Genomic DNA, 12,284 nt, shown 5'->3' on the forward strand with positions numbered 1-12,284 from the left:
TGCGAACTAATATCAAGGTATAATTTAACAATAGTTACAAATACTGATACCAACTTTCATTATTCCCCTTCCCAATCTTCAATCTCTAATCCTTTAACTCGACTAAATTCTCTAACATTGTGAGTAACTAAAATTATTTTGTTTGCTAAAGCAATAGAAGCAATTTGTATATCATTTGAACTTATAGGAGTTCCAATTTTTGATAAATCAGCCCGAATATTGCCATAAATTTCAGCACAGCAATCATCAAAAGGTAAAGAAACAAACTGTTCTACAAACATCTTTTGCAGAGTCACAGCTTTTTGAGGATTATTACTACGCATAGAACCATAAAATAACTCAGCCTTGACTACTGAACAAACCACCACTTTTTCAGGTTCTAAATTATCAAGATGATGATTAATACTAGAAGATTTTCCCTTGAGATACATGATACATACATTAGTATCTAGTAAATAGATTAAAGAACTATTCATCAAAGACACCAATTAAATCATCATCTGTTTCAGGAGAAATACCTAATTCATCCGTTGCAAAATCAATATCAGCACAAGTACCATACAAATTAAGTAAGCCTGACGAATGCAAAATATTTTTTTGTTTCAAAAAATCCTTAAGTTCAGCATCAGAAGCAAAATTTAGTAACTCGTTCAGTTCATCAAAATTAATTAATCCTTCTCGAAATGCTTCTAACACAAGATTATTGATAATTGTTTGCGGTAAGTTCCCCCATTTATTGATAAGTTTCTCTGTTAATTTATCTGGTAAATCAATTGTTACTTGCATAACTTTTAAATCTCCCAATTCTAGTTTTCTAACTATTTTATTCTCAATTAGTCGTTGTCAATGTTAATTATTATTTATCTTTTATAGTAAACATTAAATTGTAGTTGCGTGGCAAGGCTAAAATATTGCCAGAAATGTGGAAGAAATTAAGCACCGATAAACACCTTATCCATTGATAACCGTTGGCGTAGCCTCTCGTAGAGAAGTAATGAGCAAGATGAGCGATTTTTCGCTAACGCACCCTACAGATACTTTGAGGAATAAAGTCCTCACTACGAACTAATGTCAGCAGTTATAATTAACATAACGATTAAATGATAAAAATATGATGAATTTAACTATCCAAACTTATCCTAAAAATACTGCATCCAAGTTAACCTATGATATTTTAATTGAAAACGAACCAGATGGCACAGTGAAAGCAACATTGTTAGGTTTACCAGATTATCAATGTTTTGGTGATAATCAAGAAGAAGCTTTATCTAATCTTATTAAACTTTTTGAGGAACGAAACCCTAAAATATTTATTTTAGAAGAAATCAACTCTGCTAAAATTGAATATCCTTTAATAGAAGTTGCGGAAACGTTCAAAGTTGAGGGTAATGCTTGGGATGTACTAGAGGCATTAACCGGAACAATTGAAGCCCCAAGTGATTGGTCAAGTCAACATAATTACTATTTGTATGGTATGCCTAAAAATACTGATGAGATAAGAGAATGAGTCAAGAAAGATTATTTTTAGATACAGTATTTATTCAGGCTCTACTAAACAAAAATGACCAATATCATCATCAAGCTAAAGCATTATTTCCAAGAGTGAGAAATGCTTATGAAGTATTGGTGACAGAAGCAGTTTTGATAGAAGTTGGTAATGCTCTAAGTGCAGTGAACCGGACAGCATCAGTTCAGTTTATTAATCAGTGTTATCAAACAGATAATATTAAGGTTGTTAGTGTAGATACACAGCTTCTCATGCGTGCGCTAGAACTTTATCACAGTCGTCAAGATAAAAGTTGGGGTTTGACAGATTGTATATCATTTATTGTTATGAAGGAGCAGAGTTTAATTTATGCAGTCACGGCTGATATTCATTTTGTACAAGCTGGGTTTGTAGCCTTATTAATGTCAAAATAAAATTTACAATTTTTTGTTTATGGGTATAATCAATATTTAACTTAAAGGTTAAAAATATCATGAGTTTATCTAGAAAAATAACGGTTAAGAAGACAGCACCTCAGTTAAATTATGATGTGTTAATTGAAAATCAACCAGATGGTAGAGTGAAAGCCACATTATTGGGTTTACCATACTATCAAAGTGTTGGGGCAACTGAAGAAGAAGCTTTAAATAATCTCATTCAGATTGTTCAACAACGGAAACCAGAAATAGTTACATTAGAAATTGAACACGCCGAAGAAGCTGAACATCCTTGGATGAAATTTGCGGGAATGTTCAAAGATGATCCTCAACTTGATGAAGTGATGAAACACATAGAAGAATATCGACGTGAATTAGATGCAGAAATGGAGGATTATTATCAACAAATTGATGAATATAATAAACAAATTGATGCTGATATAGATGAACACGCAAAGTTTACAGGAGGAGATCGTAATCATGCTCTTGTTAGGAAGGCTGTTTTTGACAGTATGAAGGCAAATAAAAATGTAGAGGATAAAATACAGTGAATAAGTTGTGGATATTAGATACAGATCATCTATCACTTTTTCAACAAGGACATCCAGAAGTTACACAGCGTATAAAAATAAAAAGACCTGAAAATCTTGCTGTTACTGTGATTACATTGGAGGAAAAACTTCGCGGAAGGCTTAAAAATATTAATGAATATAACAATAAACCATTGAAATCAGATAAATTGATAGCAGCTTATAAAAGATTGGCAGATGAAATTGAATTTTTCAAAAATATCAGAGTTCTTGATTTTGATAATCGTGCTTTTGAAAAGTATGAGTTATTAGTTAAGGAAAAACGTCTAAGAAGTGGTATACAAGATTTACGCATTGCTGCAATTGCAGAATCAGTTAATGGGATTTTAGTAACCAGAAATACTCAGGATTTTGAAAAAGCATACTTACTTTTAGAAGATTGGACTGTTAAGCTGCTTACATAAAAAATGTCTTAGTATTTTATTTTCTGCATTTTAAACAATAAATGCTATATTTTATGATAATAGATTTTTATGGGTTTGCATTATCCTATCTCTTACTTCTTGGTATTGAGTAAATGAAGTTACTGAAACTTGCAATTCTGAACAAGAAAAAAGAATCTTCCAACCTCTTCCTCCATTGTATTCCCAAATTCCACTAAGAGTCAAAACCCCACCATTTCCCCAAACCAAACCAATCGGCAAGTGGCCTTCAGGTGCTATTATATCAAAAGTTAAGTCGCCATAGTAATACAACCAGAAATTCTTAGGTATCCATCCAACCTTTTTTCCAAATTCAATCCATATTTTGTGATCTTCGTCGTTTGTTCCTCCCAAACTCTGATAAATACGCTTCTGTACAGAAAATCCAAAGCGACCATTACTATACTTAACCCATAAATTGTCAATAATATGGATATCTTCACAAGGAAAACTATCAACAAATTCAAGATATAAACGCCCTCTTACTGTCTTTTTGATTACTGCAAGCATTGCCAATGTTGTAAATTCGTTTGCTTCTTTCCATTTACCCTCAGCAAGTAAATCTCGTAGCTTAGTATAATCCATACCTGAAGATGATCTAAATTCCCCATCTTGTATGTAGCTGAATATATTTTGAATCACTACAACTGTTAAAAATCCTCCAGCAGCTTGCAAAAAACCCCGCCGGGAAACTCCTGACAAATTTGCAGGCTGATTAGTTTGTGATAATTGGGATTGGGTTTGCTTAACTGAAGATGAATTATTTGTAGTAGTAGATGTGGCAGTTGGTTGACTTATTACAGCTTGATTCTGAGGTTTAGAAAATGCTGATTGTGAAACCTGATATTGAGTTTGTTGAACTGGCATTCTATTGATAGATGTCCCAGCTTGCCATATCTTGATAGTCCCGTCATCACTCCCACTGGCAAGAGTTTGACCATCGGGGCTGTATATTACAGAAGTAACCCACCTAGAATGAGCAGTCAGAGTTTGGAGTAGCTCTCCTGTAGTTACATTCCATATCTTGATACTTTTATCTCCACTTCCACTAGCAATAGTGTGACCATCCGGGCTGAATGCTACAGAATTAACTGAGTGAGAATGATCAGTGAGGCTTTGCAGTAGTTTTCCTGTAGTGACATTCCACAGTTTGATTGTTTCGTCCTGACTCCCACTAGCAAGGGTTTGACCATCGGGGCTGAATGCTACATAACGAACCCAGTTAGAATGACCAGTGAGGGTTTGCAGTAAGTTTCCCCTGTTCACATCCCACAGTTTGACAGTGTTGTCATCACTTCCACTAGCCAAGGTTTGACCATTGGGGCTGAATGCTACATAACGAACCCAGTTAGAATGACCTGAAAAACTCTGAAGCAAGCTTCCTGTACTGACATTCCATATCTTGATAGTGTTGTCATAACTTCCACTAGCAACAGTGTGACCATCCGGGCTGAATACTACAGAATTAACTGAGTGAGAATGATCAGTGAGGCTTTGCAGTAACTTTCCTGTAGTGAGATTCCAAAGCTTGATCGTTTTGTCCTGACTTCCACTAGCAAGGGTTTGACCATCGGGGCTGAATGCTACAGAACTAACATATTTAGAATGACCAGTGAGGGTTTGCAGTAGCCTTCCTGTACTGACATTCCATATCTTAATAGTCTCGTCCCCGCTCCCGCTAGCAAGGGTTTGACCATCGGGGCTGAATGCTACAGAACTAACATATTTAGAATGACCAGTGAGGGTTTGTAGTAGCTTTCCTATTACGTCATTGTTAATAACTGACGGTTGTGATGTTGATTCCACAACAGCAGATGCTTTTGCTTTAACAACACCTGGAAAAATATCAATACCAAGCTTTGTAGAGCGATCGCACCAATAACATTTAAGTAAGTCGTGGAGAAAATTTATAAGTATGTAACAAAGAATTAAGCAGAAGAATAAGAGTTAAATTTTACACGTTGCGTACTGTAGTTTCCCTTTTCTCCTCTATTTTGAACTCCATCAATGACAGCATAGGCAAGGTCTAATTCATCCTCAAAACTTTGAGAAGCTAGTTCATTTTTTTTCAGGTGTTGCCACTCCAATTCAATTGGATTCATCTCTGAGCAATATTTAGGTAAAAAGAAGATGTACAAACCCATCTCTTCCCACTTTGTCCATAATTGCTGAACTTCTTTGCACCGATGTATCGGGCCGTTGTCCTGAACGATGACTCTGATACGACCTGCTTTTTGGGCTTCAAGTGCTTCAAGCTCCATCATTTGAATATAGGATTTGCGTGAAACGCCACCAATCACTAGACCGTACACAAAACTAATTAGGGGTTGAAGAAACCCAATAATACTTAACCTTCGACCCCGACGCTTACTCTGCTCCAGGCGTTTTTGCTGACCTCGGAAGTAGTAACTGTAACTGGGTTCACTCCAGGCACAAAACCCTGATTCATCCATATACTTTAAATCGATTTCTCCAGCAGCAGCAGATAATTCCAACATCTCTAAGTCTGCCTGTTTGATTTGCTGCAATACTTTGTCTTGCTTTCCTTTGTGGCTTTTTCTAGTTCGCTTCCAAATGACCCCCTTTTTTTGAGTACCTGCCTTAACCAGTCAGGACTCAATTTCACGGAGCGTTCTTGCTCTAATTTTTGGGCTAATTGAACACTATTATATGTACGTGGTTCTTGCTCCAAGCATTTTTCTAAGAACGCCATGTCAGCTTCTGCCCACCTTGATTTTCCTCCCCGCCCTGCTTTCTCCCACAGTCCTTCTAGACCTTGTTTTTCCCATCTATGCAAAACTTCTCTTACTGTTTGGGCAGTCCAGTCAAAGTGATCTGCTATCTTCTCTACGTACCAACCATGTGCGCTTAATCTGATCACTTCGGCTCGGTCTTTCACTTTCTGGGGTACATCTGCCGTTCTCAGGTTGAACAAAATTTTATCTTGCTTAGGAGTCAGAAATACCCTTAAACGGCTGCCCATATCCCTGTTACCTTGGTAGACACATTTATGTATTTACTTATCTTTACACACTTTGGTTTTTTCACCTTGTTCTACTTACTATAAGTTCGGCTATAGTAGTGACTGTCTACCCTGCCACATATAGTTAAGCTCTCATTCCCTACTTTTAACGCTTCTAACCACTCTTTAGCAGTAGGGCGTAAATGAGGATGTTTATGTCCATCGTTAAAGCATCTGAGAAAACATTGCTGAATCTCTGGATGAACAATTGCGAAAGAAATTGTTCTCTCTACAGGTTTAATTAAACTATTTGGTGAATACAGCCATAAACCATGACGGATAAGTTCGTTAGGTTGTGGTGTTTCCCCCGCACCCGTCCATTTTCCCTGAAATGGAGTTTCACCAGGAAATAACAATTGATAGATAATTACTGCTAACCGAAATCTATCATGTATTTCCGTTTGTTCAAGGCTATAAAAATCTTTACCAATCAATTCTGGTGGTGTATATCCTTCCGAACCTACTAAACAACGATAAACTTTACCATTTTTAGGATTTTTAACCTGAAAAGAATCTGTATCAATAATTGAGGCTAAAGCTCGATTATTAACCAGAATATTTTGTTGTTTAATATCACCCAATACATAACCAGCTTCATGAAGTGCAGCAATAATTGAGGAAATATTTAGAGCCGTTGTATGTAGAAAACGCCAATCAATATCTAGTTTTAACGCCTTTCGGCGCTGGGGATTATAAATATCAATCAGTTCTTTTCCACCTTTAACTTCTGGCATTAAAAAGCCCTTAATATCACCTTGAGCATTTCTCAAAGCTGACTTAGGCCAAGAGAAAGAAATATGATGAAGGTGAGCATTTGGTTCTGTGGGTGGATTTGCTATCATCAACCCTAATTTTTGCAACCGTTCAGGTGTTGGTGAATGATAAATTTTAGCTAAATAACCGTTTTCACTAGTACGGTAAACCTTAGCTTCACCACTATTAGCTATTTCATTCAACAGAGTAATTGATTTTCCCGTACTACTACAGATGAGAAGCGTCATGGAATTTTACTCTCTTTCCCAACGACACAAAAGCAAAGTTTTATCATCATCAGTGCGAGTATTTAAACGTTCAGAGTTGAGAAAATTGATTACATATTCAGCTTCTTCTTCTGGGTTTGAGGTTAGCTTTAAGTATTCTTCAAAAGGTTTAAAAAAAGGCGAGAAGGCTTTCCAATCTTGAAAGCGAATGGCGACTTTTTCTAGTCCATCAGTAGAAGCACAAATAAACTCTTGCTCTCCTAATATGACATCCACCTGCATTTCGTGTAGTACATTCTCTGAAGTTATAAAAGTTGTTTCATTGGCAAACTCACCTTTATCTGGATGAAATAATAATTGATATTCTTCAGAGTTTTTAGAACGCAAAACAATAAAACCATCGCCAATTTGCATAGCTGCCAACCAGTTAGGAGTAGCTATAAAAACCAAAAGAGTACAAGCTAATTCATTAACAGAGTAATGTTCCTCTGAGGCTTTTTTGCTTAATTCTGTAAAAACTAGGTTAACAATTTCAGCAAACAGTTTTTCAACTTCCAATTTAGATAATGGTTGCGATAATTTTCTGTCTGTTTCTCCCTGCTTATCAGGAGATTCATTAACATCATCAAACAATTCTAGTACAGTTTCTACCGCTAACTTAGAACCAACATCAGCATACTTAGCACTACCAGCACCATCAGCAACAGCGCCAACAATTACATCATCTTTAAAGAGGCGATAATGACCGTAATCTTGACAAGGTATTCCTTGGTTTAGATGACTCGTTCCTATCTCATAACGAGCAATTGCTTTCCAACCCACAATAAATAAATCCTTAAAATCTAGGTTGTAATTTGACCCCATCCCACAGGCGGTAATGCTACAACTTCGCCTACTTTGCCACTAGAAACCCGTTTCATGGACGAAGAAAGCCAAATAAATAGAGATCGAAAATCTAAACCATTCAGCATCATCGGTGAACGTTGAGGAGGTGCAATTTGTCTAAGCTTGTTCATATCCGCACCCTGAACAGCGACGGTAAAGAATGACAGCCTACTACTTTCTTCCGCTTCCCTCACTCTTTGCGCTGCACCTTCCCAAAAATCAGTCGGCGCACCATCAGTAATTAAAAATACCCAAGGACGATAGTAGAGAACACCGTTATCCTTATAGGTCTGTTTGCGATTTTCCAACAAATCTAAAGCGTACTCTATTGCCTTACCCATTGGTGTTACACCATCCGCTTCTAACCTGGGTGCTATAAACTGATCGATAGTTACAAAATCTTGTATGAGTCGCACAACCGAGCCAAAGGTAACAATAGCAACCTCAACACTAAGAGAGGCTTGAGCATCTTTCAGCACATCCTCCTTAAAAGCCGCCAACCCTCGATTTAACTCTTGTATTGGCTGACCTGACATAGAGCCAGAGGTATCAACTAAAAGAACAACCGGGCAACGATTTTCTGGGTTTTCTACAAATTCAGGCAGTCCTATCGACATTCACTACTCCTGATTGAGGTAAATTTTAATACTAAATATATAAATTTATTCTATTAATTTACTGATACTCGAACAATGGTGTTTTTACTGGGGAGTTAATATTGCTATTCTTTCTGGCTGAGAATATCAACGCTTTGCCCTAATTACCCCTATCCGCTAAACTCAGAAATGCTGCGTTGTGCCTCATCATGTCTGACTCTCAAGCTGTAAGTAGTGCTGTAGCCAAACTCTACGATACATACCCATTCCCGCCAGAACCCATCCTTGATGAACCGCCACCCGGTTACAACTGGCGCTGGAATTGGCTAGCGGCTTACAGTTTTTGTACAGGACGCAAACCAGCAAAGCAAGATATCCGCATTTTGGATGCTGGTTGTGGTTCAGGTGTGGGGACAGAATATTTAGTACACCTCAACCCGCAAGCGCAAGTAGTAGGAATTGATTTAAGTGCAGGTACTTTAGCCGTCGCCAAAGAACGTTGTCAGCGTTCCGGTGCTGACCGTGTGGAGTTTCATCACCTGAGTTTGTACGATGTGGAACAGTTACCGGGTGAGTTTGATTTAATTAACTGCGTGGGTGTGTTACATCACTTACCTGACCCAATTCGGGGTATTCAAGCTTTGGCGAAAAAATTAGCTCCCGGTGGGTTGATGCACATTTTTGTGTATGGGGAGATAGGACGCTGGGAAATTCAACTGATGCAAAAAGCGATCGCACTCCTGCAAAATGAAAAGCGGGGCGACTATCGTGATGGTGTACAAGTCGGTCGACAAATATTCGCTTCTTTACCAGAAAACAATCGTCTTGTCAAACGTGAAAAAGAGCGTTGGGCGATGGAAAATCAACAGGATGAATGCTTTGCGGATATGTACGTTCATCCCCAAGAGGTTGACTACAATGTTGATACTTTGTTTGAATTAATTGACGCTTCAGGATTAGAGTTTATTGGTTTTTCTAATCCCGGTTTTTGGAATTTAGATAGGCTATTGGGGAAAGCACCAGAGTTAATCCAAAGGGCGGGAGAGTTGAGCGATCGCCAACGTTACCGTTTAATAGAATTACTCGACCCAGAAGTCACCCATTACGAATTTTTCCTTGGTCGTCCACCCATCACCAAAGCCGACTGGTCAGATGATAACGCTTTACTACAAGCAATTCCTGAACTAAATCCTTGTACTGATGGATTTCCTAGTCAGGTGTTATTTAATTACGATTACCAAGTTGTGAACCTATCAACGGCAGAATTTGAATTTTTACAGAAATGTGGTGGTAATTCCACAGTGACAGATATATTATCAACTGTGCAAATAAGCTTAGATGAGGTTAGAAACCTAATTAAACAACAGCTAATCATCCTAACACCAGCTTAATTGTGCTTTAACCAAGCAGTATCAAGGTTATGTAGAAACTAAAACCCCTACACCCTCCTAAAAAACGTTCGATGACTTCTCCGTGTCGGAAAAGAGTTTAAATACGCTGTAACGGCGAACAAAAAATAAAGGTTTTAAAGCCTCTCTCCTTGCAGGGGATAGGTTTGGAGAGGGGTTTGTTTATTCATCGAACTTGCGTGAAAAATAACGATGGGCGATGGCGTAAACGCCCAGCTTCCCTACGGGACTCTCCGCGAACGCTGATCGCCTACAACCCGTTTTCCTAAATCTCATGTAAAGTAGAAGTGTGTCTAGTAGTTGCCAAGCCAACTGGGGATGTAAAACTCTACAAGTCGGAGTTGATGAAAATTTAGCATTAGTGTGATTTCGCCTCGAACACTAGCTGATTTTATAAACTCTGGCTCCATCAGCACTCGCTAGACCTTACGTAATAAAGATTGGAGGATAGTTAATCATCAAAATTAGGCAAATCTGGGATTTTCAGGAAACATGAGAGGCTAGAAAAAATAGTCTGTATAAAATGGGACAATAATGCCATGCAAGCCTCTACCTCAAACTGCTAGCTCCTAGCCTCTAACCTCTAGCCTCTCCCTATGACCTTGAAAAAGAAGTTAATTGTTTTTTTCTAAAGTATTGTTACCGGATCGTGATATGATTCAGCTGACTGAATGTGCAGTCATAATAAGTTAGCTGTACTGGTTTCAAGTCCCGTGAGCTTGTCAGAAGAACCAATTGCACCCACTCCGACAACACGACAAGAGACTCAAGCTGGTTTTGAGGACACAGAACCAGCAAACTCTTCTATGCAGGAGTTTTATCAACTCTACCAAGAGTTGTTGTTAATCACGCTTGTTTTAACAGGGGTTGTCTTTGTCTCTGTGTGGATTTTTTACTCCTTGAACATTGCCCTGAATTATTTATTAGGTGCGTGTACAGGTGTGGTTTACTTGAGGATGTTGGCAAAAGATGTTGAGCGTTTAGGTAGAGAAAAACAGTCGCTGAGTAAAACTCGGTTGGCGTTATTGATAGTGCTGATTTTGCTGGCATCGCGGTGGAATCAACTGCAAATAATGCCCATATTTTTGGGATTTCTCACTTACAAAGCAACGCTCATTATCTATGTAGTTAGGGTGGCGTTTATCTCTGACCCGCCAAAGCTCCGGCAACCTTAAAAGGCTCCTATTCTCCGGTTAATATTAACTTGGAGAAGCAATCGAAATGGAAGGAAAATGTTGAATTTTCTGAACTTTTACTCTGTTCCACTTGCCGAATTGGAAGTGGGAAAACATCTGTACTGGCAAATAGGAAACTTAAAATTGCACGGTCAGGTATTTCTCACGTCCTGGTTTGTTATTGGCGTGCTAGTTATAGCTTCTTTGGCTGCAAGCAGTAACATTAAACGGATTCCTGGTGGCATACAGAACCTCATGGAGTATGCACTGGAATTTATTCGGGATTTGGCAAAAAACCAGATTGGCGAAAAAGAATATCGCCCCTGGGTGCCTTTCGTTGGCACTTTGTTTTTGTTCATTTTTGTGTCAAATTGGTCTGGAGCGTTAGTTCCCTTCAAGCTAATTCATTTGCCAGAAGGAGAATTAACAGCACCGACAAGCGACATCAATACAACTGTTGCATTAGCATTGTTGACATCTTTAGCATACTTTTATGCGGGATTCAGCAAGAAAGGATTGGGGTATTTTGGCAACTACGTTCAGCCCGTATCGTTCATGTTGCCCTTCAAAATTATTGAAGATTTCACCAAGCCCCTGTCCCTAAGTTTCCGTTTATTCGGTAACATTTTAGCTGATGAACTTGTAGTCGGCGTACTGGTATTACTAGTGCCTTTATTTGTACCTCTGCCAGTAATGGCTTTGGGGCTATTTACTAGCGCTATCCAGGCACTAATTTTTGCTACTTTAGCTGCTGCTTACATCGGTGAAGCGATGGAAGATCATCATGGCGAAGAGCATGAGGGACATCATTAGCATTTGTCATTAGTCATTGGTCATTAGTAATTTGTAAATGGCATCGACAACTGACAACTGACAACTAACAACTGACAAAACCATTCGTTTCATTAAAGTAAGGAAAGAATATCATGGATCCATTAGTTTCTGCTGCTTCCGTTTTAGCTGCTGCTCTAGCTGTTGGTTTGGCTGCGATCGGCCCTGGTATTGGTCAAGGTAATGCAGCAGGACAAGCTGTAGAAGGTATTGCTCGTCAGCCCGAAGCAGAAGGTAAAATTCGCGGTACATTACTACTCAGCTTGGCGTTCATGGAAGCGCTAACCATCTACGGTCTAGTAGTTGCTCTAGTATTGTTGTTTGCTAACCCCTTCGCGTAATTCAGTACTGAGTGCTGAGTAAATAGTTAGGAGTTAAGAGTTAAGCGTTTAACTCTAACTCATAACTTACAACTCAGACTCAGGGCTAACATAGTAGATAGGAACAAGCA

The 12,284-nt window shown here is 38.5% G+C and carries 14 protein-coding genes and 1 pseudogene; 8 read left to right on the plus strand and 7 right to left on the minus strand.

The features are described 5' to 3' along the window. Positions 1-59: 59 nt before the first annotated feature. Together vapC and NSMS1_RS19525 are read right to left on the minus strand one after the other, a co-directional pair. Positions 60-479, minus strand: a complete 420-nt coding sequence (gene vapC / locus NSMS1_RS19520; protein ID WP_224086427.1) for a type II toxin-antitoxin system tRNA(fMet)-specific endonuclease VapC — start codon at positions 477-479, stop codon at positions 60-62. Continuing rightward, entirely contained in the window at positions 469-786 is a 318-nt protein-coding gene (locus tag NSMS1_RS19525; protein WP_224086428.1) for a hypothetical protein, read from the minus strand. Before NSMS1_RS19525 ends, vapC begins: the two co-directional genes overlap by 11 nt. Before the next feature lie 325 nt (positions 787-1,111). On the opposite strand from NSMS1_RS19525, the gene NSMS1_RS19530 reads away from it, so the two are divergent. The 4 genes from NSMS1_RS19530 to NSMS1_RS19545 are packed head-to-tail and all read left to right on the plus strand — an operon-like array spanning position 1,112 to position 2,917. Next, the gene (locus NSMS1_RS19530) at positions 1,112-1,507 is read left to right on the plus strand and encodes a hypothetical protein (RefSeq protein WP_224086429.1); all 396 of its coding nucleotides are present in this window, start codon (positions 1,112-1,114) and stop codon (positions 1,505-1,507) included. After that, entirely contained in the window at positions 1,504-1,920 is a 417-nt protein-coding gene (locus tag NSMS1_RS19535) for a type II toxin-antitoxin system VapC family toxin (protein WP_224086430.1), read from the plus strand. Before NSMS1_RS19530 ends, NSMS1_RS19535 begins: the two co-directional genes overlap by 4 nt. Positions 1,921-1,979: 59 nt before the next feature. Beyond that, positions 1,980-2,474 (plus strand): type II toxin-antitoxin system HicB family antitoxin, encoded by a 495-nt coding sequence (locus NSMS1_RS19540; protein ID WP_224086431.1) that lies wholly within the window; start codon positions 1,980-1,982, stop codon positions 2,472-2,474. Then, positions 2,471-2,917, plus strand: coding sequence for a type II toxin-antitoxin system VapC family toxin (locus NSMS1_RS19545; protein WP_224086432.1), 447 nt, complete (start codon positions 2,471-2,473; stop codon positions 2,915-2,917). The genes NSMS1_RS19540 and NSMS1_RS19545 overlap by 4 nt, the downstream gene beginning before the upstream one ends. A 51-nt stretch (positions 2,918-2,968) precedes the next feature. On the opposite strand, the pseudogene NSMS1_RS19550 reads toward NSMS1_RS19545, so the two are convergent. From NSMS1_RS19550 to NSMS1_RS19570, 5 genes and pseudogenes are all read right to left on the minus strand, one after another. Next, positions 2,969-4,702, minus strand: a pseudogene (locus NSMS1_RS19550) (GUN4 domain-containing protein); the annotation flags it as partial. 161 nt (positions 4,703-4,863) lie between these two features. Beyond that, a protein-coding gene (locus NSMS1_RS19555; RefSeq protein ID WP_224085966.1) for an IS630 family transposase occupies positions 4,864-5,918 on the minus strand; the annotation gives its coding sequence in 2 pieces (ribosomal slippage) (positions 4,864-5,523 and positions 5,526-5,918; 1,053 coding nt in all). A gap of 71 nt (positions 5,919-5,989) precedes the next feature. After that, positions 5,990-6,958 (minus strand): helix-hairpin-helix domain-containing protein, encoded by a 969-nt coding sequence (locus tag NSMS1_RS19560; protein ID WP_224086433.1) that lies wholly within the window; start codon positions 6,956-6,958, stop codon positions 5,990-5,992. Between the two features lie 6 nt (positions 6,959-6,964). Beyond that, complete coding sequence (locus NSMS1_RS19565; protein WP_224086434.1) at positions 6,965-7,759, minus strand: PP2C family serine/threonine-protein phosphatase; 795 nt, start codon at positions 7,757-7,759, stop codon at positions 6,965-6,967. A gap of 20 nt (positions 7,760-7,779) precedes the next feature. Further along, a complete protein-coding gene (locus NSMS1_RS19570; RefSeq protein ID WP_224086435.1) occupies positions 7,780-8,439 on the minus strand; it encodes a vWA domain-containing protein in 660 nt (219 codons plus the stop codon). A 188-nt stretch (positions 8,440-8,627) separates the two neighbouring features. Between NSMS1_RS19570 and NSMS1_RS19575 the strand changes: the two genes are divergently transcribed. The 4 genes from NSMS1_RS19575 to atpE all read left to right on the plus strand — a co-directional run bounded on the left by NSMS1_RS19575 (position 8,628) and on the right by atpE (position 12,174). Continuing rightward, entirely contained in the window at positions 8,628-9,809 is a 1,182-nt protein-coding gene (locus NSMS1_RS19575) for a class I SAM-dependent methyltransferase (protein WP_224086436.1), read from the plus strand. A 731-nt stretch (positions 9,810-10,540) separates the two neighbouring features. Next, the gene (locus NSMS1_RS19580; RefSeq protein ID WP_224086437.1) at positions 10,541-11,002 is read left to right on the plus strand and encodes an ATP synthase subunit I; all 462 of its coding nucleotides are present in this window, start codon (positions 10,541-10,543) and stop codon (positions 11,000-11,002) included. A 57-nt stretch (positions 11,003-11,059) separates the two neighbouring features. Continuing rightward, entirely contained in the window at positions 11,060-11,815 is a 756-nt protein-coding gene (gene atpB, locus NSMS1_RS19585) for a F0F1 ATP synthase subunit A (RefSeq protein ID WP_224086438.1), read from the plus strand. A gap of 113 nt (positions 11,816-11,928) precedes the next feature. Further along, a complete protein-coding gene (atpE, locus tag NSMS1_RS19590; protein WP_010994186.1) occupies positions 11,929-12,174 on the plus strand; it encodes an ATP synthase F0 subunit C in 246 nt (81 codons plus the stop codon). Positions 12,175-12,284: the final 110 nt, after the last annotated feature.

The organism is Nostoc sp. MS1 (assembly GCF_019976755.1).
Classification (GTDB): Bacteria; Cyanobacteriota; Cyanobacteriia; order Cyanobacteriales; family Nostocaceae; genus Trichormus.

Excerpts from the sequence above, each read along its gene's own strand:
- NSMS1_RS19525 (WP_224086428.1), bottom strand. The coding sequence starts at position 786 with ATGCAAGTAACAATTGATTTACCAGATAAATTAACAGAGAAACTTATC.
- NSMS1_RS19530 (WP_224086429.1), top strand. The coding sequence starts at position 1,112 with ATGATGAATTTAACTATCCAAACTTATCCTAAAAATACTGCATCCAAG.
- NSMS1_RS19535 (WP_224086430.1), top strand. The coding sequence starts at position 1,504 with ATGAGTCAAGAAAGATTATTTTTAGATACAGTATTTATTCAGGCTCTA.
- NSMS1_RS19540 (WP_224086431.1), top strand. The coding sequence starts at position 1,980 with ATGAGTTTATCTAGAAAAATAACGGTTAAGAAGACAGCACCTCAGTTA.
- NSMS1_RS19560 (WP_224086433.1), bottom strand. The coding sequence starts at position 6,958 with ATGACGCTTCTCATCTGTAGTAGTACGGGAAAATCAATTACTCTGTTG.
- NSMS1_RS19570 (WP_224086435.1), bottom strand. The coding sequence starts at position 8,439 with ATGTCGATAGGACTGCCTGAATTTGTAGAAAACCCAGAAAATCGTTGC.
- NSMS1_RS19575 (WP_224086436.1), top strand. The coding sequence starts at position 8,628 with ATGTCTGACTCTCAAGCTGTAAGTAGTGCTGTAGCCAAACTCTACGAT.
- atpB (WP_224086438.1), top strand. The coding sequence starts at position 11,060 with ATGTTGAATTTTCTGAACTTTTACTCTGTTCCACTTGCCGAATTGGAA.
- atpE (WP_010994186.1), top strand. The coding sequence starts at position 11,929 with ATGGATCCATTAGTTTCTGCTGCTTCCGTTTTAGCTGCTGCTCTAGCT.